This window comes from Flavobacterium agrisoli, from assembly GCF_016522065.1.
GTDB classification, from domain to species: Bacteria; Bacteroidota; Bacteroidia; order Flavobacteriales; family Flavobacteriaceae; genus Flavobacterium; species Flavobacterium agrisoli.
In genome coordinates this window covers 239,292-264,704 of record NZ_JAEHFV010000003.1, presented here as the reverse complement: position 1 = coordinate 264,704, position 25,413 = coordinate 239,292, and the positions used below count along the sequence as shown (strand labels likewise).

At 36.0% G+C, this 25,413-nt stretch carries 16 protein-coding genes; 13 read left to right on the top strand and 3 right to left on the bottom strand.

All coding sequences use genetic code 11. The annotated features are described in order from the left end of the window. Positions 1-60 precede the first annotated feature (60 nt). Positions 61-282 (top strand): DUF2795 domain-containing protein, encoded by a 222-nt coding sequence (locus I5M07_RS09425; protein ID WP_007138072.1) that lies wholly within the window; start codon positions 61-63, stop codon positions 280-282. Between the two features lie 75 nt (positions 283-357). After that, positions 358-3,699, top strand: coding sequence for a preprotein translocase subunit SecA (gene secA, locus I5M07_RS09420; RefSeq protein ID WP_200106184.1), 3,342 nt, complete (start codon positions 358-360; stop codon positions 3,697-3,699). Between the two features lie 78 nt (positions 3,700-3,777). Here the strand turns inward: secA and I5M07_RS09415 are convergent, their stop codons facing one another. Next, on the bottom strand, positions 3,778-5,034 hold the full coding sequence (locus tag I5M07_RS09415; RefSeq protein WP_200106182.1) for a helix-turn-helix domain-containing protein: 1,257 nt from the start codon (positions 5,032-5,034) through the stop codon (positions 3,778-3,780). Positions 5,035-5,272: 238 nt separating this feature from the next. On the opposite strand from I5M07_RS09415, the gene I5M07_RS09410 reads away from it, so the two are divergent. The 7 genes from I5M07_RS09410 to I5M07_RS09380 all read left to right on the top strand — a co-directional run bounded on the left by I5M07_RS09410 (position 5,273) and on the right by I5M07_RS09380 (position 15,623). Then, on the top strand, positions 5,273-8,191 hold the full coding sequence (locus I5M07_RS09410; protein ID WP_233622005.1) for a TonB-dependent receptor: 2,919 nt from the start codon (positions 5,273-5,275) through the stop codon (positions 8,189-8,191). Between the two features lie 25 nt (positions 8,192-8,216). After that, the gene (locus I5M07_RS09405; protein ID WP_200106180.1) at positions 8,217-9,038 is read left to right on the top strand and encodes a tyrosine-protein phosphatase; all 822 of its coding nucleotides are present in this window, start codon (positions 8,217-8,219) and stop codon (positions 9,036-9,038) included. A 266-nt stretch (positions 9,039-9,304) separates the two neighbouring features. Beyond that, positions 9,305-10,399 carry a DUF1254 domain-containing protein gene (locus tag I5M07_RS09400; RefSeq protein WP_200106179.1) on the top strand — a complete coding sequence of 365 codons (1,095 nt, stop codon included), beginning with the start codon at positions 9,305-9,307 and terminating at the stop codon, positions 10,397-10,399. Between the two features lie 111 nt (positions 10,400-10,510). After that, a complete protein-coding gene (locus I5M07_RS09395; RefSeq protein WP_200106177.1) occupies positions 10,511-11,998 on the top strand; it encodes an arylsulfatase in 1,488 nt (495 codons plus the stop codon). A gap of 81 nt (positions 11,999-12,079) precedes the next feature. Continuing rightward, positions 12,080-13,546, top strand: coding sequence for a DUF1254 domain-containing protein (locus tag I5M07_RS09390; RefSeq protein ID WP_200106173.1), 1,467 nt, complete (start codon positions 12,080-12,082; stop codon positions 13,544-13,546). A gap of 47 nt (positions 13,547-13,593) precedes the next feature. After that, positions 13,594-14,700, top strand: a complete 1,107-nt coding sequence (locus I5M07_RS09385; RefSeq protein WP_200106171.1) for a DUF1254 domain-containing protein — start codon at positions 13,594-13,596, stop codon at positions 14,698-14,700. Positions 14,701-14,774: 74 nt separating this feature from the next. Continuing rightward, positions 14,775-15,623: a hypothetical protein gene (locus I5M07_RS09380; RefSeq protein WP_200106169.1), complete on the top strand. Its 849-nt coding sequence runs from the start codon at positions 14,775-14,777 to the stop codon at positions 15,621-15,623. An 8-nt stretch (positions 15,624-15,631) separates the two neighbouring features. Here the strand turns inward: I5M07_RS09380 and I5M07_RS09375 are convergent, their stop codons facing one another. Beyond that, positions 15,632-16,294: a TrmH family RNA methyltransferase gene (locus tag I5M07_RS09375; RefSeq protein WP_200106168.1), complete on the bottom strand. Its 663-nt coding sequence runs from the start codon at positions 16,292-16,294 to the stop codon at positions 15,632-15,634. Positions 16,295-16,405: 111 nt separating this feature from the next. Here I5M07_RS09375 and I5M07_RS09370 point away from each other — a divergent pair, with 111 nt between their 5' ends. From I5M07_RS09370 to I5M07_RS09355, 4 genes are all read left to right on the top strand, one after another. Next, positions 16,406-17,107, top strand: a complete 702-nt coding sequence (locus I5M07_RS09370; protein ID WP_200106166.1) for an SIR2 family NAD-dependent protein deacylase — start codon at positions 16,406-16,408, stop codon at positions 17,105-17,107. A 163-nt stretch (positions 17,108-17,270) separates the two neighbouring features. Beyond that, the gene (purB, locus tag I5M07_RS09365) at positions 17,271-18,617 is read left to right on the top strand and encodes an adenylosuccinate lyase (protein ID WP_200106164.1); all 1,347 of its coding nucleotides are present in this window, start codon (positions 17,271-17,273) and stop codon (positions 18,615-18,617) included. A 77-nt stretch (positions 18,618-18,694) separates the two neighbouring features. Then, positions 18,695-20,932, top strand: a complete 2,238-nt coding sequence (locus tag I5M07_RS09360; RefSeq protein ID WP_200106162.1) for a cation:proton antiporter domain-containing protein — start codon at positions 18,695-18,697, stop codon at positions 20,930-20,932. A 347-nt stretch (positions 20,933-21,279) separates the two neighbouring features. After that, on the top strand, positions 21,280-23,490 hold the full coding sequence (locus I5M07_RS09355; RefSeq protein ID WP_200106160.1) for a bifunctional alpha,alpha-trehalose-phosphate synthase (UDP-forming)/trehalose-phosphatase: 2,211 nt from the start codon (positions 21,280-21,282) through the stop codon (positions 23,488-23,490). Positions 23,491-23,522: 32 nt separating this feature from the next. Here I5M07_RS09355 and I5M07_RS09350 read toward each other — a convergent pair whose 3' ends face one another. Next, a complete protein-coding gene (locus I5M07_RS09350; RefSeq protein WP_200106159.1) occupies positions 23,523-25,325 on the bottom strand; it encodes a glycoside hydrolase family 15 protein in 1,803 nt (600 codons plus the stop codon). Positions 25,326-25,413: the final 88 nt, after the last annotated feature.

The window sequence follows — 25,413 nt, the reverse complement described above, 5'->3', positions numbered from 1 at the left end:
TTTTTTACTTGTTTTTTTCAGTAAAAAAATTATTTTTGCACAAACTAAATCGACAAACAGATGTATTGGACATTAGAATTAGCATCTTATTTAAGTGATGCACCGTGGCCTGCTAACAAAGATGAACTTATCGACTACGCCATTAGAGCTGGAGCTCCATTAGAGGTAGTAGAAAACCTACAGTCGATTGAAGACGAAGGGGAGATATACGAATCGATGGAAGAAATATGGCCGGATTATCCAACAGACGAAGATTATCTTTGGAACGAGGATGAATACTAAAAAATAATCAAAGAAAAAGTCTCAAGTCGGAGACTTTTTTTTTGTATTACATAAACAAATAAATACCAACAAATTATGAGCTTCATAAACAGTATAATAAAAATCTTTGTAGGTGATAAATCACAAAAAGACGTCAAAGCTTTACAACCTTATTTAAATAAAATAAAAACTTTTGAAACTAGCCTTCAAGCACTTTCACACGATGAGTTGCGCGCTAGAACTACTTATTTTAAAGAAAAAATTAAAGAAGCAAGAGCTGAAAAAGATGCTAAAATTGCCTCGTTAAAAGAAGAAGTTGAAGCCATAACCGACATCGACAAACGCGAAGATATTTATGATGCTATTGATGCTTTAGAAAAAGAAGCTTACGAAATTTCGGAAAAAACCTTGTTGGAAATTCTTCCGGAAGCTTTTGCTGTTGTGAAAGAAACTGCTAGAAGATTTAAAGATAATACGCAAATTGCCGTAACAGCTACTCCAAAAGATCGCGAATTATCAGCAACTAAACCATACATCACCATCGATGGTGAGCACTCTATCTGGGCTAATACATGGAATGCTGCTGGTAAACAAATTACGTGGGACATGATACACTACGATGTGCAGTTGATCGGTGGAATGGTTTTACACGAAGGTAAAGTGGCCGAAATGCAAACTGGTGAAGGAAAAACATTGGTAGCAACACTTCCGTTGTATCTGAATGCCTTAACCGGAAACGGCGTTCACTTGGTAACTGTGAATGATTACTTGGCCAAACGTGATAGCACTTGGAAAGCGCCTTTATTCGAATTTCACGGTTTAACCGTTGATTGTATCGACAACCACCAACCTAGTACCGATGCGCGTAGAAAAGCATACGAAGCCGATATTACGTACGGAACTAATAACGAATTTGGTTTTGATTATTTGCGTGATAATATGGCACATTCGCCAAACGATTTAGTTCAAAGAAAACACAACTACGCCATTGTCGATGAGGTTGACTCGGTTTTGATTGATGATGCTCGTACCCCCTTGATTATTTCTGGACCTGTTCCGCAAGGAGACCGTCACGAATTTAACGAGTTGAAACCAAAAATTGAAAATTTAGTAGGTTTACAACGTCAGTTGGCAACTGGTTTTTTAACCGAGGCTAAAAAATTAATTAAAGAAGGTAATACCAAAGAAGGTGGTTTTTATTTATTAAGAGCTTACCGTAGCTTGCCTAAAAACAAAGCCTTGATTAAGTTTTTAAGTGAGGACGGAATCAAGCAATTATTGCAAAAAACTGAAAATCAATACATGCAAGACAACAACCGCGAAATGCCAAAAGTAGATGAAGCGTTGTATTTTGTAATTGAAGAAAAAAACAATCAGGTAGAATTAACCGATAACGGAATCAAATTCCTTTCTGGTGATACCGATGCCGACTTTTTCGTATTGCCAGACATTGGAACCGAAATTGCGGCTATCGAAAAACAAAAATTAGATAAAGATGCCGAAGCCGAAGCGAAAGAACGTTTGTTTCAAGATTTTGGTGTAAAAAGCGAGCGTATCCACACTTTAACGCAACTTTTAAAAGCGTATGCCTTATTCGAAAAAGATGTAGAATACGTGATCATGGACAACAAAATTATGATTGTTGATGAGCAAACGGGTCGTATCATGGATGGTCGTCGTTATTCTGATGGATTACACCAAGCTATCGAAGCCAAAGAAAATGTAAAAATTGAAGCGGCTACTCAAACTTTTGCTACCATTACGTTACAAAACTACTTCAGAATGTACAACAAACTCGGTGGTATGACCGGAACAGCTGTTACCGAAGCGGGTGAGTTATGGCAGATTTACAAATTGGATGTAGTTGAAATTCCAACCAACCGTCCAATTGCAAGACAAGACAAAGAAGATTACATTTATAAAACAACTCGCGAAAAATTCAATGCGGTAATTGAAGACGTAACCGAATTATCTAAAGCAGGAAGACCGGTTCTTATCGGAACAACTTCAGTAGAGATTTCAGAATTATTAAGCCGTATGCTTAAAATGAGAGGCGTTGCACATAACGTTTTGAATGCTAAAATGCACAAGCAAGAAGCACAAATTGTTGAAGAAGCAGGTAAACCTGGTGTAGTAACTATTGCTACCAATATGGCGGGTCGTGGTACGGATATTAAATTATCGCCAGAAGTAAAAGCCGCTGGTGGTTTAGCGATTGTAGGTACCGAGCGTCACGATTCGCGTCGTGTAGACCGCCAGTTACGTGGTCGTGCAGGTCGTCAAGGAGACCCTGGTAGTTCTCAATTTTATGTTTCTCTTGAAGACAACTTAATGCGTTTATTTGGTTCGGAAAGAGTGGCCAAAGTAATGGATAAAATGGGATTACAAGAAGGCGAAGTTATTCAGCATTCTATGATGACCAAATCTATTGAACGTGCGCAGAAAAAAGTAGAAGAAAACAACTTTGGTGTTCGTAAACGTTTATTAGAGTATGATGATGTAATGAACTCGCAACGTGAAGTAGTGTACAAACGTCGTCGTCATGCCTTGTTTGGTGAGCGTTTAAAATTGGATATTGCCAATATGTTGTACGATACGTGCGAATTAATTGTTACCGAAAATAAAGCAACTAACGATTTTAAGAATTTCGAATTTGAATTAATTCGTTACTTCTCTATCACTTCTCCTATTTCAGAAGCTGATTTTATCAAAGGTACCGAAATGGAGATTACGGGTAAAATTTACAAAGCTACTTCGGCCTTTTATGCAGAGAAAACAGAACGCAGTGCAAGAGAAGCCTTCCCTATTATCAAAAATGTTTTTGAAGAGCCAAACAATCGTTTTGAGCGTATTGTAGTTCCTTTTACAGACGGAATTAAAACCTTGAATGTGGTAACCGATTTGAAAAAAGCCTACGAAACCGAAGGAGCTCAATTAATTGCTGATTTTGAAAAAAACATTACCCTTTCTATTGTGGATGAAGCTTGGAAAAAACATTTGCGCAAAATGGACGAATTGAAACAATCGGTTCAATTGGCCGTACACGAGCAAAAAGATCCTTTGTTGATTTATAAATTAGAAGCTTTCAATTTATTTAGAGCCACTTTAGACAATGTGAATAAAGAAGTGATTTCATTTTTATTTAAAGGTGATTTGCCTGCGCAAAACAACCCTGAAATTCAGGAAGCTGTCGAAATTCCACAACAAGAAAACTACACCGCTAGTAAAGATGAGGTTTTGAATACCGAAACAAGCAACCGCGAAGCCATGCAAACGCAAGAGCGCCAGGTTACCGAAACGATTGTTCGCGATCAACCGAAAATCAATCGTAATGATAATGTTACCGTTCAAAATGTAGCAACTGGACAAGTAGAATCCATGAAGTTTAAAAAAGCTGAAATTTTGATTGCCTCAGGTGAATGGGTTTTAGTTAAATAATCAACCTCTCTATTTTTAAATAAAAAACCTCGATTTCCATTTGAAATCGAGGTTTTTTATTTAAAACTTACAGTAAACTTATTTGCTCATTTCTAAAATATACCCTGATTCTGTTGTAATTGTTTTTAAATATTCCGAAGGAGTTGCTCCGGTGATTTCTTTAAAATAACGATTAAACGACGATTTTGATTTAAATCCAGCTTCGAAAGCCAAATCAAGTATTGAAATTTTAGCAGCTATTTGCAATTGATTTTCCAGTTTATCTTTTACAAATTGAATACGGTATTCGTTAACAAAGGCATAAAACGATTTCTGAACAAAGTGATTCAGTGTTTCGCTGATGTGATACTTATTCAAATGGGTAATTTCGGATAATTTATCCAAAGTCAAATCGCAATCAGTGTAATATCGCTCTTTTTCCATTCCATTTTCTAACTTCAGCAAAATTTTAAACATCTGACTTTGAGTTAAAATTTCTCGTCTTTTCTCAGCTATTGCTTCTGCGCTCGACGATTCTTCAAAAACGGGAACTTTGGTTTCAGGTTCTTTATTAGCAATTATTTCGGTTTTAAAATCATCTTTAGAAATTCTACTATCTTCATTTTCAATAGATTTCATATCCTTTTCTAATATTGCTTCTGAAGGCCATTTTACAGTAACAGCTTCCTTCGTTTCTTCCAAAACAGTGTTTCGGTATAACATGATTCTAATCGAAATAAGAATTAAGAACAAATAACTCATTACCCGAACAACAGAAATTTCGTTTTCCAATTCAAAATTTGTCCAATTAAAAACAGGAAAAACAAAAGCAATAACAGGCATTATCGAAAACAAAACTACCAATTGCACAATCAGTTTTTTAGTAGCCGCATCAATTTTATATATTTTCAATTGATACCCAATTAATACAGAAAAAAACAAATTCAGATAGGTAATTCCGTAACCCGAAAACGAATTGTATTTTTTTAGAAAATGGTGCGCATGAGGTGAATTTTCGAGTAATATTATTGCTGTGGCAAAATAGCCAATAGCTCCCAAAATTAAAGGAAGAAAAACATACCATTTAGAGGCCGGTATGAACTGCTTGTTGATGGTTTTTAAAGTAAACAAATACAACAACGGCAAGTACGAAAACCCAATAAAAGTATTCATCATGTGCAACACTTCGGGATCGTAAACAAAAGTGTAAATAAAAAATTTTATTGAAAGATGCAACGCAATGCAAGTGGATAACGAAACCAATAAATAATCGGCATTGGTTTTAATCCGACTTCTAAAAAGTAGCAATGCTGCCAAAAGCCCTTGAAAAATTCCGATAGCAATTATATACTTCATAAAATGATTTTGATTGGTTTTCAAATGTAAGCTTATCGCTCCTTTTGCGTGTTACCTAAAAGTTTGCTTTTTGTTAAGTATTAAACCTTAATTGTTTGTTAACATAAATTAACGTATTGAAATAAAAGCAATTAAACATAATTACAAATGATTGACACGTGTAAAAAGTAGTTTTAAATTGATGCGGTCGTATAGGTTTTTGTTGTGACTAATATTTGCAAAAAAATTAATCTAACAAATGAAACAAATTCAAAACTTAACCACTTGGTTTGCCCAAAATCAAGTTTTTAAAAAATTGACATTTATGACTCTATTTGCGGTGGGTTGCCAAACTTCGGTATCGGCACAAACTATTAAAGGAGTTATTACAAGTGATGTAGGCACCTTGCCTGGAGCGAATGTTTTGGGAGTAAATTTTCCTAATACAGCCGTTTCCGACTTTGATGGTTCGTTCACCGTAGCGGCCTCGCAAGCGGGTCAAGCCACCATCGAAATTTCCTATATTGGTTTTGCTAAAAAAGTGCTAAATCTAGATGTAAAAAACGGTATTAACGACATAGGACAAGTAAAACTAGAAGCCAACGAATCGAGTGCTTTAAACGAAGTCGTGATTCAAGGAACTTTGGCTCCATCGCAAGCAAAAGCCTATAGTATTAAAAAGAATTCGTTAGGAATCATGGATGTAATTGCTTCGGATGCTATTGGTAAATTACCAGACCGTAATGCTGCCGAGGCGGTTCAACGTATGCAAGGTGTGGCCGTAGCCCGTTATCATGGTGAAGCCGATCAGGCGACAGTTCGTGGAACTCCTTTTGCTTGGACTTCAACTTTATTCAACGGAAATCGTTTGCCTAGTTCGAATGTTATGGGAAACCGTTCTTCCGTTTTGGATGTGGTTCCTTCCGAAATGATTCAATACGTACAAGTTTCAAAAGCCATTACGCCCGATATTGAAGGCGATGCAATCGGAGGTTCTATTAATTTCATTACCCGAACTGCACCTGCCAAACGTACTTTGAGCATGAGCGCCGCAGGTGGTTACAACAACTTTAGCGAAAACGGAACCTATAATGCATCGTTGGTTTATGGCGATCGTTTTTTTAATGACAAACTGGGCATTATTGTGTCGGGAGCTATTTGGAGCAGACAATGGGGATCGGATGAATTTGCTGCAACGTACAACACGGGACTTGCCGATGTAGCTCAAAAAAACTCTCTAAACACCGTATTATTTAAACGATATATGGGGGAACGCGAAACCAAAGGAATCAATCTTGGAACCGAATACAAATTGACTCCAGGAAGTAAAATTTTCTTTAGAGGAATGTTCAATAAATTTGATGATGTACGTCCGGTTTACGAATCGTATATTGATTATACCAGCACTCGCTTTCAGTACAATTACCGCTACTCGCATTACCAAACAGAATTATATGGTGGCGAATTGGGAGGTGAACATCATATAAACGAAAAAATAAAATTAGATTGGAGTTACAGCAATCATAAATCGGAATATTTTTTAGATACGCCATCTACAACTGATCAAAAAGGATTGCCTATTGCTACTTTTCGCCAACGAATTACTGGTGGTTTCAACAATCTTTCGAGCGATGGAAAACGTTATTGGATTTTTGACTCTCCTAACGGAGTTGGAGGCACTGTAGATCATTTTGAAACTGGATTAGCTAGTGCAACCGATGTAATGAGTCCCGATAAATTACTATTGAGTCAAACCGTAATTGCTCAGTTAGACAACAGCGAACGTGATCAAGTAGGGCAAATTAACCTTAAAATTGATGCTTCAGAAAAAATAAAAATCAAATTCGGTAGCAAATTCCGTCATAAAGATCGAGTGAGCACCTATGGTTCCAACTTTGTTTATTTACCAGGAGCCGCAGTAGGAATTCCGAATTCGCCTGCATTGGTGCCGATGGCTGATTTAGAAACGACTAATTTTCCGAAAGGAGCTCCTTTTTTTGGTAACATGAATGGCAATTTTGACCAATTCATTGTCAATCCTATTACAAAAAATCAGTTATTTGACATGTTTGGAAAACCATTTCAAGAAGCTAACGGATTTAGAAACTTTACCTCAGCTACCAATGCAACCGCTTTATATAATGGTACCGAAGATGTTTTTGCTACCTATGCTATGGCCGAAATTGATGCTACAGAACGTTTAAAAGTGATTGGTGGACTTCGAAATGAATATACCGATATGCAATTAAATGGTACAAAAGCAACAACCGAAAACGGACAAGTCGTTTTAAGTCCGTCGGTGGTTAACAACGAATACAATGCATTGTTACCTATGTTGCTTTTGAAATACAAATTGACCGAAAAATCGAATTTAAGAGCCGCATATACCCGCACTTTTGTACGTCCGAATTTTGGTGATATGACTCCTGGAAGTTCTACAAACACCACAACATCGCCAATGACTATTACGCAAGGAAATCCTGACTTGCGTCCAACATTCAGTAACAATTTTGATATTATGGGCGAATATTATTTTGACAATGTGGGAATTGTTTCGGGAGGTGCCTTTTACAAATCCATTTCGGATGTCGTTTTTACCGATGTGAGCATGCAAAATATAAACGGAACCGATTATATGGTTACCCAAGCGCGTAACTTAAACAATGCTACTTTGGTTGGTTTTGAAGCCGGAATTAACAAACGTTTTGATTTCTTAAACGGATTCTGGAGTGGCTTTGGTGCCGAAGTTAACTACACGTATATTAATTCTAAAACCGAAGTGCCACGTCTTGGAACCAATACAAATCCAGCGGCCAATTCAGTTGCTATTGTAGACAAAACTAGTTTACCGAATCAATCAAAACACTTATTCAATACCATTTTATTTTACGAAAGAAATGGCGTAATGGTTCGTTTAGCGGGGAATTACAGAGGAGCTTCTGTAGAAAATATCAACCAACAATTAGGTTCTGGGTTTTACATTTGGTCCGATTCCAACTTTACCATCGATGCATCGGCAACAGTTAATATCAGCAAAAAATTAAAAGTTTTTGTTGAATTAAATAACCTAAGCGATGCTCCTGTAAAAATGTACATGGGAGACAACAAAAAACGTGTAACCTCACAAGAATGGTACGGAAGCCGTGGTCAAGCGGGACTTCGTTACGAAATTTTTTAATAACATAAATCAATACATACTTATCATGAAAAAAATAGTTTTTGCATTAGCCTTTATCGCTCCAATATTAGCAACAGCGCAAGTTACCGATAGCATCAAACGTTTAGTACCTGTAAAAGGCGGGATGAATTTTAGAGACGTTGGCGGGTACAAAACCGCTGATGGGAAAGAAGTTGTTTGGGGAAAAATTTACCGAAGCACCGCTGTGGATAAATTAACTGATTCCGATATTTCGTTATTAGACAAGAAAAAAATTCATACTGTAATTGATTTTAGAGGAAAGCAAGAAGCAGCCGCTGCACCAGATAAATTACCTAAAAATGCAAGTTATACCTTGTGTCCCGCAGGCAGTGACAGTTTACCGAGTGCGGCTCAAATGACGGCCATGTTGAAAAACGTTAACAACGACTTTTTATTGGACTTTTACGGTAAATCGGCTGTGGCTCATTCGGGTGATCGTTTTCGTTCGTTATTTGTAAAGTTGTTAACTCTAGATCAAAATGAAGCTTTAATGTACCACTGTACTGGTGGGCGCGATAGAACCGGAATGGCTACTGCCTTATTTTTGTACAGCTTGCAAGTTCCGATGGAAACCATTGAAGCCGACTATGTTGCATCGAATGTTTATTTGAAAAAATCGAATAAAAAAATGATGTCGGGATTGGCTCAACTATCAGGTTTGTCTGAAAGCGAAATTGAACAAAAAATGGCCTTGAAACCGGAATATTTACAAGTATTTTTCAGCGGAATCAAACAACAATACGGCAGTGTCGAAAATTTTATGGAAAAAGAATTAGGCGTTGGCAATAACGAAATTGCATTACTTCGTAAAAAATATACGCACTAAGAATTTATTTCTTTTTAAAAAGGTTTTTTCAGTGTTATGCTGGAAAGGCCTTTTTTTATTTAAATTCAAAAAAGTAAGAATTATAATACTAATTAAAAGAATGATTAATCTGCATATTATAAAACATTAAAATGAAATTATATAAAATACATACGATTTTTCTGTTTTTTTACTTAATTTTAAACAGAATTTCGTCACGAATTGACTAAAAGTATAATTAACATCGCAATAATATATAAAATCTTAAACAATAAATTACTATAAATATGAAAAATCGAATATCAAGAACTGCTATCGGGATGGTTTTATTGACCACCTCTTTACTTACAGTAAGCTGTAATAAAAACAAGAAAGAAGAAGCTACCGAGGAAACACCGACACAAACGGAAAATACGCTGACTCCAGTAACCGCAAAAAATTTTGTTGAAGCAGAAACCGATCATTATTTTGCCAATTTAATGAAAGAAGTTCCTGTAAACACCTACAATCATCACCGAAAATATTCGGATATTGATTCTCAAGTCGTAATTCGTGAAAACCAAGATTGTTTGTACAGTCATGCTGTGGTGGATTGCTCAGAAGGCGCTACGATTATCAACCCAAAATGGGACAAATATTCGGTAGTACAAATATTTGATGAAAATCAATATACTTTTGCGGTTTTATATCCAGGCGATAGTATTCACATTACTCCAAAAATGCTAACCAAAGGAAATTATGTTTGGCTTAATACCCGTACCGAAGTGCGACCAGAAAACGAAGCTGGATATGCCGATGCTCACAAACACCAAGATGCTTATATTATAAAAGCAAAATCAAACAAACCTTATCAAGCTAAAGGATTCGACAAAACCTCTTTAGACCGAGTGAGAGATTCGTTGTTATTACAATCGCCTAAAGTTCGTTCTTGGAGAGCATTTGGAACACCAAAAGATGTAGCACCAGAAGATTTTGTAATAGCATCTGCAGGAGGTTGGGCTGGTTTACCAAAAGAGCATGCTGTGTATTGGCCAAAAATTGTTCCACAAGGAGAAGCTAAAAAAAGCAGTGTATGTTCTAAAATAACGCTTCCAAAAGCACCATTGCAATATGATAAAGGCGGATTTTTGTCGGTAACCGTTTACGATGCCAGAGGATGGATTGCAACTAAAAAATATGCCTTGAGAGATCGAAATGCTGTTAAAAATGCAGATGGATCAATCACCTTTTATTTCAACTGTCCAAAAGAAAAAAACAATATTGAAACAGTTGACAATTGGTCTATGGTTATTCGTCTGTATGTTCCTGAAACCCCAGAAAAAGGAATTGAATATCTTGAAAACTTAGACAAAAATAATGTCCAAATTGAAGTTCTAAAATAAAGACAATTAATTTAAATAGTAAAAAATCCTTCGAGGTTTCAATCTATTAAAATCAATTTATTGCTAAGAATTCCCAAACAAATAAAGGTTACTAATTTAAATAAATGCATTATGAAAAGAATTATCTCACATTTGCTATTTTTTATAGCTTGTATTTTTACGGCATCCAGCCTTCATGCCCAGAAGAAGCCAAATATTTTGATCATTATGGCCGATGATATAGGTTGGTTTAATACTAGTGCCTATAACAATGGTATGATGGGATATAAAACACCAAATATTGATCGAATTGCGAAAGAAGGTATGCGTTTTACAGATGCTTATGGCCAACAAAGTTGTACGGCAGGAAGAGCTGCTTTTATTACAGGGCAATCACCTAAACGTACGGGCTTATTAAAAATTGGTATGCCTGGAGATCCTATCGGTTTGCAAAAAGAAGATCCAACTATTGCTGAAATGTTAAAACCCCATGGCTATGTTTCTGGTCAATTTGGTAAAAATCACTTGGGCGATTTGGATAAATTCTTACCAACTAATCACGGCTTTGACGAATTTTTTGGAAACTTATACCATTTAAATGCAGAAGAAGAACCTGAAAATGCCGATTATCCTAAAGGTGAAAACTTTAAGAAACAATACGGACCTAGAGGAGTTCTTAAATCAACTGCCGATGGAAAAGTGGAAGATACGGGACCTTTGACTAAAAAACGTATGGAAACTATCGACCAAGAATTTTTAGATGCCACAATCAATTTCATAGAAAAACAAAGTAAAGCAGGAAAACCATTTTTTTGCTGGTTCAACACTACTAGAATGCACATTTTCACTCATTTACCAAAAGAATACGATGGTAAAACAGGATTGGGTATCAACGCAGATGGATATACTCAACACGACCAACAAATTGGACAATTATTAGATAAATTGGAAGAACTTGGTTTAACAGAAAATACAATAGTAATTTATACGACTGATAATGGTGCTGAAAAATTCTCATGGCCAGATGGAGGTACTAGTCCCTTTAGAGGAGAAAAAGCCACTACTTGGGAAGGAGGAGTTCGAATTCCGTTTACTATTAGATGGCCTGGTAAAATTGAGGCAGGAACTGTATCGAATGAAATTATTTCGTTAGAAGATTGTTTACCGACTTTAGTAGCTGCAGCTGGAGAAAGTGATGTTAAAGGAAAATTATTAAACGGTTACCAAGGTTTTAAAGTTCACATTGATGGTTACAACTTCTTACCCTACCTAACTGGTAAAGAACAGAAAGGTCCTAGAAACGAATTTTTTGCTTTTGTGGATGATGGTAGTTTGGGAGCTGTTCGAATTGGACGTTGGAAATTTCATTTTTCTACACAAGAACACGAAGGACTTGGCGCTTGGATAGAAAATCAAACAGCGCATAAAGCTCCTCTATTAGTTGATTTATATGCCGATCCTTTTGAATTAGCTATGACCAATTCTTCATATTATGACGATTGGGTAGTAAGACGTATGTATGCTTTTGAACCACTGAAAAATGTGGTTGGAAAATTCATGGCTACATTTAAAGATTTCCCTACAAGGCAAGAACCAGGTAGTTTTACTCCTAAACAATAAACTAAAAATTAGAAAGCTGTGGTAACAAACAGCTTTCTGATTTTTAAAACTATTATTATCTCCAAAAAAAATACAATAAAAATGAGAAAATCAATAATAGCAGCCTCTATTCTGGCAGCCTCTTATGGCAGTTATGCCCAAAAAGGAGGACAAGTTTTACAACCTACAAAATCTTCAGAAGTACAAGCGCCAATTCCAGGTGCGCCGCTGTCTAAAGAATATGTACAAGCGGTCGGTAAAATGGCTTATATATGGGGATGGCCATTGGTCAATATGCACAATCGTGAAGCACAAATTGGAGGAATGGCTCCTTACCGTGGTTATATGGGAGGCGTTTTACCTGTTGCCCCAAGTAATCAAAATACCATGTTGCACGATTACCTTGCACCAGAACAGCGTTTTATTACCAGTCCGAACCAAGATGTGGTGTATGGACTTGGTTTCTTGAACTTCAAAAAAGACCCAGCAGTTATTATTCAAATTCCAGATTTCGGTAATCGTTTTTGGGTGTATCAAATTGTTGACCAACGTTCTAATTCTTTTGCAACGGTAGGAAGCATGTACAATACCAAACCTGGTTTTTATATGTTTGTAGGACCCGATTGGAAAGGTGAAAAACCGGCTGGTGTGGAAGCTGTTTACAAATCGCCAACCAATATTGGGGCTATTTTCCCTCGTGTGTTTATGGACGATACCCCACAAGATAAAAAAGACATTCAAAAGCTAATCAATCAAATCGTACAATATCCTGCTACCGATTTCACAGGTAAAATGCAAACGATAAACTGGACAGAAGCCAAAACCATTCCAGATCCAAATGCAGGAAGCAAAGGAGAAACGGCTTGGGTGGTTCCAGAAAAATTCTTTGAACAATTACCTGTTGTAATGGAAGAAGTTCCTGCACTTCCGGGAGAAGAAGCCATGTATGCTTGGATCAAACAAATTTTGGATGCTACAAAAGACAATCCAGAATTGCAAAAAGCCTTAGTAGATGTTGCGGTAGAAACCGAAAAAGAAATCATCAACCCGATGTTCGAATTTAGAAACAATGGTGTAGAGGCTGGTAACGGATGGCGCACTCAAAAAAATGCTGCCGAATTCGGTTACGGTTATTTCCAACGCACCGCAACTGCCAAAGGAAATATGTTCTCTAACATTCCTTTCGAAACTATGTATTTCGGAAACGATTTTGATTCCAGCACAGGACGACTTACTGGAGGAAAAAGTTATGAAGTAACCTTCAAAAAAGGAGAAACACCACCCGTAAACGGATTCTGGTCGTTAACCCTTTATAACGAACAGCATTTCTTTTATCCGAACGAGATTAATCGTTTTTCATTAGGAACCAAAAACAAAGATTTGGTTTATAATACCGATGGCAGTTTAACTATTTATGTACAGCCAGATGCCCCAAAAGGAAAATTAAAAAACAACTGGCTGCCTTCTCCAAAAAGTGGTGTATTCTCATTATACATTAGAGCTTATGGTCCTAAAGAAGCCATTTACAAAGGCACTTGGACTCCGCCGTTAATTAAAAAAACGAATTAATTTAACAAAGGAAGATTATGAAATTAGCAAACAAAAAATTTTGTGCAATGAGTTTAGCAGCACTTACTTTTATGAGTTGTGAACAGAAAAAAACAGATACCGTTGCTACTGAAACTACAAGTGATAAACCAGCAAATGATACTTTACCGCCCTCTCATTTAAAAAATGGTCAGCATACACCAGCCGATTTTAATACTGCCGAATATGTTTATAAAGTATCGGAAGGAGATTTTAACTTTTTAAGAAGTTTAAAAACAGCTCCTGTCAACCAGTGGTCACATAAACCAGATCTCAGTAATGTAAAAACACAACAGGTTATTCGAGAAAACCTAGATGTGGTGTATTCTAGTGCGGTGGTAGATGCCAGTCAAGGGGCTACTATTTCGGTTCCAAAAGGCGATTTTTATCATGTGATTCAAATTTTGGACATGCAAAATTATACCGTAAAAACATTATATCCAGGTGAAACCTTTACTGTTACACCAGCGCATTTAACCTACGGTACGCATGTGTATCTGAATATGAGAATTCGTAAAAAAACCAATGACGAAGCTGGTTTAAAAGAATTACAAGAAAAACAACGATTGTCAACTATTAATGCAAAATCGAGCAATCCCTATAAAACACCGGATATTGTTATTCCTTTAAAACAAACAGAAGCAATCCGTTTGGCATTATTGGATGATTTATCAAAAAGCCTTTTAAAAAATACTTCAAATATAATGGGAACACCTTTTGATACGGATCCTCAAGGTCATTTGTATGCCACGGCTTATGGTTGGGGTGGTTTGCCTCTTGAAGATGCTCGTTACTTGGATTTGGTAAACCATTCGAAAGTAGAAAATGGAAAAGCAGTTCCTTCCAGCATTACTTTTATGCCTCCAAAAATTGATTTGAAAAGAGGTGGTTTTTGGTCTATTACCACTTATACCGCAGATGGATGGTTAGGTAAAGATGAAGCTGCTATCTCGAATACAACGGCTAAACCAAATGCTGATGGTACCTATACTATTTATTTTAATAGTCCTGGTAAGCAAAATAATTTGGATACTCCAGCTCCATTTACTGCTTTACTCCGTGCTTATGTTCCAGAAAGCAAAGAGTCAATTGATACTTATTTAAAAGAAAACAATGGAAAGTTAATTATTCAATAATTGATGTAAAATTTTGAACACAAAAACAATACGCTGCCAATTAAACTTGTCAGCGTATTTTTAAATTAGTAAATATGAAAAAAGTAACATTTCTTATAATAACTTGTTTTTGTTTTGTAACCGATGTAATAATAGCCCAAACAAACAGTAATGAAGGTCTTACGGTCGAGGAAATGGCTAAAAAGCGTCAAGATCCTGTATCAGGACTACGAAGTGTTTTTTTACAGGAAGTCCTATTACCTGTGGCCGACGGAACCGCCCAATCATTTTCAATTCAACCCGTATGGCCGTTTCGGCTTGCTAAAAATTTGAAATTAATTACGTATACCATTATTCCTTTTCAATCGGTGCCCATTACCAATAATGTGGGGCAGGTTCCAGTTCATCCTATAACACTTCAATCGAGCAATTCTGATTGTTCTGGCGGTTTAGGAAATATTTTATTTAATGGTTATTTTTCTTCTATAGAGAAAAAAGGAAAAATAAGTTGGGGAGCTGGTCCGGCTATACAATTACCTACTCGAACAAATGCTATTTTAGGGAGTAATCGGGTAAGCTTGGGACCTTCTGTTTTGTTTAATCGAGCAGGTGATATTTTTTCAATAGGTTTTGTGGCACAAAATTATTGGTCTTTAGGAGGTGAAGGGGCTAATAAAGTTAATTCATTTAGTTTACAGTATATGAGTTATTACAATTTACCGAAAGGGTGGTTTTTAGAAAGCAATGCCACGATTGTGAATAATTGGCTAGCCGAAAAAGATCAAAAAATGCTATTGCCTCTTGGTGGTGGCGCAGGAAAAACATTCAAAATTGGGCAATCAAAATTATTTTATTGTGGTGCTGCTCAAATTTTCTACAATGCCGTTCGACCTGATATTGTAGGGAGTTGGCAAGCCATGTTTCAGTTGCAGGTCATTATGTAATATTTAATTTATTTTGGATTTTCTTGATAATAACGCGCTTCTATCCGTTTAATATCTCGAATGGAATTGTGTGCCCAATCCAATCGTTTTTCCAAAATTTCATCGGCAGTTAATTGCCAATTAATATCCGAACGACGCAATCTATTGGTCAAATCCTGAATGATGATAGCAGCCGATACCGAAATATTTAAACTCTCAGTAAAACCCACCATCGGAATTTTTAAAAATCCATCGGCTTGCTGCATCACTTCTTCTGACAAACCTTCCTTTTCTGTTCCAAAAAACAAAGCGCTCGGTTTAGAAATATCAAATTTTTCGACCGTACAATCTTTTTCATGTGGGGTTGTGGCAATAATTTGATAGCCTTTTTCACGTAAAGTAGCAATACAACCCGAAACCGTATCATGCCGGATAATGTCGACCCATTTTTGAGCACCCATTGCAATTTGCTTATCAATTCTTTTGCCAAAACGCTGTTCAATAACATTCAATTCTTGTACGCCGAAAACCTCGCAACTGCGCATCACGGCACTGGTATTGTGCAATTGAAATACATCTTCAACCGCTACGGTAAAATGTTTAGTTCGGTTTTGTAAAACTTCTAAAAAACGTTCTTTTCTATTTTCGGTTAAAATATTTTCTAAAAATTGGAGGTAGTGCAAGTCAATCATTATGCTAAAATTTCGGGCAAAATTAAGAAAAAAAGAAATGACTCACTTTTGAAGGCTTTTTAATACATTTAATTGCAAATTAATTCAAATTAAATTTAATAGTGTATTTCGATGAAAAAGAAATTAGTTGTTTTAACTGGGGCTGGAATTAGTGCCGAAAGTGGCATCAAAACCTTTAGAGATAGTGACGGATTATGGGAAGGCCATGACGTTATGGAAGTAGCTACTCCCCAAGGTTTTCGGAAAAATCCTGAACTAGTACTTGATTTTTACAACAAAAGAAGAGCACAATTGAAAGATGTTAGCCCCAATTTGGGTCATCAAATTTTAGCCGATTTGGAAAATGATTTTGATGTAAACATCATTACACAAAATGTGGACGATTTACACGAACGAGCCGGAAGCTCAAAAGTATTGCATTTACACGGTGAGTTGTTAAAAGTTCGAAGCACAAGATTTGAGAATGACATTCAAAACTGGAAAGAGGATTTATTTTTAGGTGATTTATGTACAAAAGGACATCAATTGCGTCCGCATATAGTTTGGTTTGGCGAGGCCGTTCCGGCATTAGATGAAGCCATAAGCCTCACCGAAAAAGCTGATTATTTTGCCGTAATTGGCACCTCCTTGCAAGTGTACCCTGCTGCGGGACTTATTTCATATACACAACCCAAAACGCCTGTATTTTATATTGATCCAAAGCCCATTGCTATTCCTAATTTACGAAATCCATTAACTGTTATTTCCGATAAAGCCTCAACTGGAATGGTTATATTTAAAGAAAAACTACTCGAAATACTTATGAATGGGTAATAAGGTAATTTTTTTAATCTGAATAACCTTTTGCAATTCGGCTACAACGCATCCAAAAGTAAATATGAGACAAGTTTTGCAATTTTTTATAATTATGATGTACTAATTTTTATAAGTTTCTACAATAGTTTACATTTGCAACTTTCTAATTAACTACGCAACAATGACAACTTTAAACGAATTAAACGCTATATCGCCAATTGACGGAAGATACAGAAGCAAAACGCAATCGTTAGCTCCTTTTTTCTCAGAAGAAGCCCTAATTAAATACCGAGTATTAGTTGAAATTGAATATTTCATTGCTTTATGCGAAGTTCCTTTACCACAATTACAAAACGTAAATCCGACTGTTTTTGAGAGTTTACGCGATATTTATAGAAATTTTTCGACGGAAGATGCGCTTTGGATAAAAGAAACCGAAAAAGTAACCAACCACGATGTAAAAGCCGTTGAGTATTTTGTAAAAAAAGCTTTTGAACAATTGGGTTTAGAGGCGCACCGTGAATTCATTCATTTTGGGCTAACTTCTCAAGACATCAACAACACCTCGATTCCGCTTTCTACTAAAGAAGCTTTTGAGCAAGTTTATATGCCTTCGTTAATTGCTTTGATTTCTAAATTAAAAGAATTAGCTGTTGAATGGAAAAATATTCCGATGTTGGCTCGCACGCACGGGCAACCGGCCTCTCCTACTCGTTTAGGGAAAGAAATTTTGGTTTTTGTAGAGCGGTTAGAAGAACAAATGCGTTTGTTATTTAATATTCCGTTTGCGGCCAAATTTGGTGGTGCTACCGGAAATTATAATGCGCATCATGTAGCGTATCCAACTATCGATTGGAAACAATTTGGAACTACTTTTGTTGAAAATACGTTGGGATTACACCATTCGTTCCCAACCACTCAAATTGAGCATTACGACCATTTTGCTGCCTTTTTTGATGCTTTAAAACGAATTAATACCATCATTATTGATTTAGATCGTGATATTTGGACGTATGTTTCTATGGATTATTTCAAGCAAAAAATTAAAGCAGGAGAAATCGGTTCATCGGCTATGCCACATAAAGTAAATCCAATTGATTTTGAAAATTCGGAAGGAAATTTAGGAATCGCGAATGCTATTTTCGAACATTTATCAGCTAAATTGCCTATTTCAAGATTGCAACGTGACTTAACCGACAGTACGGTTTTACGAAATGTAGGTGTTCCGATGGGGCATACTATTATTGCTTTTGAAGCTACTTTAAAAGGTTTAAATAAATTGCTTTTGAACGAAGCTAAATTTGAAGAAGATTTAGAGAAAAACTGGGCCGTAGTCGCCGAAGCAATTCAAACTATCTTAAGAAGAGAAGCTTACCCAAATCCGTATGAAGCTTTAAAAGGATTAACCCGTACAAATGAAGCTATTAACAAAAATGCTATTCACAATTTCATCAATACACTAGATGTTTCTGAAGAAATTAAAGCCGAATTGTTGCAAATAACACCTAGTAATTACTTGGGAATTTAGTTTTGTCTAAAAAATATTTCAGAAAAAAAGCTATCTTTAACGGGTAGCTTTTTTTTTTACCTACAACCCCTATATTTATGATTACATTATACGCAGCGGCTGAAGCCACACACCATTTAAAACCTTTAATTACCGACTTAGGTTTAATTTTAATGACCGCAGGGATTGCCGTTTTAATCTTTAAGATAATGAAACAGCCCTTGGTTTTAGGATATTTGATTGCCGGATTTTTAGCCGGAAATCATTTTGATTTTTTCCCTTCGGTTTCTGACATTAAAAGTGTAGAAGTTTGGGCCGAAATAGGTGTCATCATTTTACTTTTTAGTTTAGGACTCGAATTTAGTTTCAAGAAATTAATGAAAGTCGGCGGAACAGCTTCGATTACTGCCATTACCCAAATTATCACGATGATTTTAATTGGATATTTGGTCGGACAATGGATGGATTGGTCGTCTATGGATAGTATTTTTTTAGGGGTAATTTTATCCATATCCTCTACCACAATTATTCTGAAAACATTTGATGAATTGGGTGTTAAAGCCCAAAAATTTGCCGGAATTGTAATTGGTTCCTTAATTGTGCAGGACATCGTGGCCATCTTGTTAATGGTATTGTTATCGACAGTCGCGGTAAGTCAACAATTCTCGGGGGGCGAACTTTTATTTTCGGTTTTAAAACTCATCTTTTTCCTTACGGTTTGGTTTGTTGGTGGCATCTTTTTTATTCCTACGCTGCTTAAAAAAACAAAACATTTACTCACCGATGAAATGCTCTTGATTATTTCGTTAGCGCTTTGTTTAACTATGGTTACTTTGGCTGCAAACGTTGGCTTTTCGCCTGCATTGGGCGCTTTTATAATGGGTTCTATCATTGCCGAAACTACTCAAGCAGAACACATTGAACATTTGGTAAAACCAGTTAAAGATTTATTTGGCGCTATCTTTTTTGTATCGGTAGGAATGTTAATTGATCCTAAAATGTTGGCAACACATTGGCTTCCGGTGCTTATTTTAACTTTTGTAACCATTGTTGGTCAATCTTTTAGCTCTACTATCGGTGCTTTAATTTCTGGACAACCTTTAAAACAATCGGTTCAAACCGGAATGAGTTTATCGCAAATTGGTGAATTCTCTTTCATCATAGCGACTTTAGGAATGACATTGAATGTTACCAGTTCCTTTTTATATCCGATTGTGGTAGCAGTATCTGCCATAACTACTTTTACTACACCCTTTATGGTCAAAGCGGCCGAACCTTTTTCGGAATATTTAGAAAAAAAACTACCGCGACGCTGGGTTAAAAATATAAGTCGTTATAGCACCAATAGTCAAGCCATAAAATCGGTTAGTACTTGGCAAATTGTAATTCGAAATTACCTCATCCAGATTGTTTTACACACCATTATCATTATGGCCATTATTTTATTGAGTTCTAAATATATCATTCCGTTGGTGTCCAATATTCGTTTTGCCAACACTATTGCTGCAATTATAACTATTGTTATTATTTCGCCATTTTTATGGGCACTTTCTTTACAACGAGTAGCCAAAAATGAAGTCGAATTGTTATGGCAAGAACGCAAATACCGAGGCCCAATTACAATGATGTTTTTGTTCCGAATTGGATTAGCACTTTTCTACATCGGCTTTCTTTTAAATATTTTCTTTTCACCCGTAGTGGCCTTTGTGGCTTTATTATTGGCAATTGTGGCGTATCAGGTTTTTCCAAAAAAACTAAACGAATTGTATCATCGTATTGAACATCATTTTCTTAAGAATTTTAACGACAGAGAAACCACAAAAATTGACCGTCGTTATGCTAATCTAACCCCTTGGGATGGCCACATGTCAACTTTTGAAATTGCAAAAGAATCCAACTTGGCTGGAAAAACGTTAGAAGAATTAAAAATAAGAGAGCAAATAGGAATTAATATTGCCTTTATTAAAAGAGGAGATATTACTATTCAGATTCCGAGCAAAAACGAACGTGTTTTTCCAGGTGATGAAATTTGTATTATTGGAACCGATAAACAAGTGCAAGAATTTAAAAATTACTTGGATAAAAATGAAATTGAAGTCCCTCCAAAAAAACAAGAAACTGAAATTGTTTTGCGACAATTAGAGTTGGATGAAGTCGAATTTGTAGGCCGAAGCATCAGCCAATTACGTTCCAAAACAAACGGTTTAGTGGTAGGATTAGAGCGAAACGGAAAACGTTTGCTAAATCCCGAATCAGACTTAATTTTAGAAAAAAACGACATTCTCTGGATTGTAGGCGACAAAAAGCGTATTGCTCAATTTACTAAAAAAGTGTAATGCGAAACTATAAACCCATTCTCGATTCTTCTAAAAAAATAGAATTCTAAAATAACTTTTTTAGGCTGTGCATTTTGTACAGCCTATTTTTTTATTATTTCATTTAAAATAACAGGTTAAAAATAGGTTCATCCCAATTCTTAATTAATTCAAAAACTATTCGCATTTTTTAAAGATGACAATTTTATAAAATCCTAAAAGAAAAGCATAAGGATTTTTTTACTATCTTATACTACTTTTAAAAACCTCGTGATACAACCCGTTAAGTCTATTTTCAAGATTGTTATAACACAATTTTAGACTCCATTCACGACGTAGAATTTTCATTAAATTAAAAGAAAAAAACAATGCACAAAACTATCATCGTTTCCAACCGATTGCCCGTAGATTTAAAATATATCGATAACAAATTACATGTAAAATCTAGTTCCGGCGGATTGGCAACCGGAATGAAATCGGTTCATTCAGAAGGAAATGGCATTTGGATTGGTTGGTCGGGCTTGGCTGAAGACACTATGAATTCGGAACAAAAAAACGAAGTAGACCAAGCTATAGCTCAAGAAAAATGCGTTCAAGTTCCGCTAACAGAATACGATATAGACAATTATTATTATGGTTTTAGCAACAAGGCGCTTTGGCCTTTATTTCATTATTTTCAGGCTTATACAGAATTTGAGCGAGAGCATTGGGAATCCTACGTAGCCGTTAACCAAAAATTTTCGGAGGTAATTTTGCAACACGCCAACGATGGCGATACTATTTGGGTTCACGATTATCAATTGCTACTGTTGCCCGAACTTTTAAGGAAAAAAAATCCAACCCTTACCATCGGTTTTTTTCTGCATATACCCTACCCTTCATACGAATTATTCCGAACTTGTCCCTGGCGATACGAATTGCTTCAAGGAATGTTAGGTGCCGACTTAATCGGATTTCATACGTATGATTATGTGCGCCATTTTTTAAGTTCGACTTCGCGAATTAAAGAAGTGGAAGTCAATTTTAATCAAATTTCATATAACAACCGAATAATAAAAGTCGATTCATTCCCAATGGGGATTGATTACAACCGCTATCACAATGCGGCTTTGGAGCATGATACTAATCCGGAACATACTAAAAGTGAATTGATGAAAAACATCGATTTACACAACCAATCTAACGAAGAAAGCAAATTGATTTTGTGTATTGACCGAATGGATTACACAAAAGGTATTCCGAACCGAATTAAGTCTTTTGAATATTTTTTAAACAAATATCCTGAGTTCAAAGGAAAAGTAAGGCTGGTTATGTTGGCCGTTCCTTCGAGAGAAAATGTAGAGCAATACCAACTTTTAAAACGTGAAACAGATGAATTAGTCGGGCGAATTAACGGCGATTTATCTACCGTAAGCTGGACTCCCGTTTGGTATTTTTACCGTTCCTTGCCCTTTAACGAATTGATTGATTTGTATGTTTCGTCAGACATTGCTATGGTTACGCCTATAAGAGATGGTATGAATTTAGTAGCCAAAGAATATATTGCCACCCGAACAAAAGATACAGGAGTTCTTATTTTGAGTGAAATGGCTGGCGCGGCTAAAGAAATGCACGAAGCTTTAATTGTAAATCCGAATAATTTTGACCAAACAGCCGATAACATCAAAGCAGCGCTTGAAATGCCAAAAGAAGAGCAAAAAAGACGTTTGGATGCCCTTCAAAAAAGAATTTCGCGTTATGATGTAGAACGTTGGGCTACAGAATTTTTAAAATCGCTTGAAGCAGCCAAAAACAATAAACCACCACAAGCGGCAACCAAATTATCGTCTGATAAAATTCAGGAAATAGCCTCGCATTACCAAAAGTCCTCTCGTCGACTTTTACTTTTAGATTACGATGGCACACTCGCTGGATTTAAAAAGAATCCCGAAGAAGCTATTCCTACTAACGAAATCTATTCATTACTAGACACCATTAATGAAGATCCAAATACCGAAATTGCGATTATTAGCGGCCGCGATCGAAATACTTTCGAAAAATGGTTTGGACCAAAAAATTATACATTGGTAACCGATCATGGTGCTTGGCTTCGAAAAAACAATTCAGAATGGGAGGCTCTAGATCGCTTAAAATCGGATTGGAAGGAAAATATCCGCCCCGTTATGGAAGCTTTTACCGATAGTACGCCCGGTGCCTTAATTGAAGAAAAAGAATTTTCTTTAGCCTGGCATTATCGAAAAGCAGATGCCGAAATGGCCGCTTTGCGAACCATGGAACTAAAACATGTACTTAATGGATTGCTTTTTAACAACAACCTTTCGGTTTTAGATGGCAACAAAGTTTTAGAAGTTAAAAACAGTAACATTAACAAAGGTCGAGCCGCAGCTTCTATCATTACCAAAGCCAATTACGATTTTATTTTAGCTATTGGCGACGACTGGACCGATGAATTTATGTTTGAAGAACTTCCGGAAAGCGCTTACAGCATTAAAGTTGGAAATGTAAAAACAGTCGCTAAATATTATATCGAAGATCAAATAACCGTTTTGGATTTATTAAATACTATTACAAGCAAATAAAGTCAGTAGACTCTATTTGCTTGTGTATTAAATTAATTTTTCATGGCTCCGATAACTGCTTCTTCCTCGGTAATATTTGATAAATTAATGGCGGTTTCAATTAAGGCCAAATGCGAATAAGCTTGTGGGAAATTACCCAACAAACGTTTGGTTTCAAAATCAATATCTTCGCTAAATAAACCTAAATGGTTGCTGTACGAAAGTAATTTTTTAAAGAGTTTTTCGGCTTTTTTGGTTTCACCAATTTTATACAAACTATTGATAAACCAAAAAGTACAAATAGTAAATGAAGAAGACGGCAAACCAAAATCATCTTGATTTTTATAACGATACAAAAGTCCATCGTTGCTCAAATCGCGTTCAATTGCTTTAACCGTTGCTACAAATTTTGGATCAAGCGCCTCAATAAAGCCATAACTCTCCATCAAAAGCACCGAAGCATCCAAATCGTTAGATCCATACGATTGGGTAAAAGCCTGCACGTTTTCGTTCCAAGCGTTGTTAATAATATCTTCTTTTATCGTCTGTGCCAGCGGTTCCCATTTGGCAACATTATTCTTTTTACCTAAAATTTTCGCCACTTTTATGGCACGATCAATAGCCGTCCAACACAGTATTTTAGAAAAAGTAAAATGCCTGTCTTCGGTTCTAAATTCCCAAATTCCTTTATCAGGTTCTTGCCAGTGGTTGGATACCACCCAAACAATCCCTTTTGTAATGTTCCAAAGTTCTTCACCATTTTCAATATCGTTAGAGAATTTATCCAATTGTTGGTGAATTACATCCATTAAAATACCATAAATATCATTTTGTCTTTGCGAATAGGCTGCATTTCCTATTCGGACTGGCTTACTGCCCATGTACCCGCTTAAATGATCCAAGGTTTCTTCGGTTAATCTTTTTTCCTTATTAATACCGTACATGATTTGAAGTTTTTCGTCTTTATCGGGCACCAAGTCAACGATAAATTGCAAATAATTTCGAGCCATTTTTTTATGACCTAATTCGGTAATTACTTTTACCACCATAGACGCATCTCGAATCCAACAAAAACGGTAATCCCAATTTCGAACCTCTCCAATAGTTTCGGGCAACGAAGTGGTAGCGGCAGCCAAAACAGCACCGGTTTTTTGGTAACTCAATAATTTTAAGGTAATTGCACTTCGTAAAATCTCTTTATTAAATTTTTTGTATTCGGTATTTTTATCGGCCCAACCCAACCAATACGATTTGGTCCGTTCAAACTCTAAATTGATTTTAGCCAATGTCGGAATTAAAATTTTTTCGTTGTAAGCCAATAAAACATAACCATCTGAAGTCAATTCGATAGTTTCGCTATGTTTAATGGCATCCAGATTAAAACTGCTATACAGAAAAAGCGAATCGAATTTATCCGAATCACTTAAACTGATGATGTGATCGTCTTTCACAAAATCAAGCGTTGTACCCGAAGCATATTCCAATTGTGGGTCGTATTTTATTTTAAATTTAGGAATCCCACTAATTTTTTTGAAATAACGAATTATTTCGGGCGGAATCATATAATGCCCGTTTTCTTTAAAGTAACGCGGCATAAAATCATTGATTTCGAAAGCATCTACTCCGTTGCTGAAAGTAGTTACCAATATGCTGGTGTTTTCTAAATATTTTTGAGTAATGGTATATGATTCGTCACAAATAATATCAAAACTTCCGCCTATTTTTTCATCCAACAATTTTGCAAATATCGAAGAAGAATCAAACTCTGGTAAACAACACCACTCAATGTTGCCTGTATCCGAAATTAATGCTGCACTTCTACAATTTCCTATGATTCCATAATTCAAGTTCTTCATAAATGATATTTTTACATTTTTAATTGCTAATCATCTAAAATTAATAAAAGATTGCAAGAGAACCAAGAATTTAACTAGAGTTTTTGAA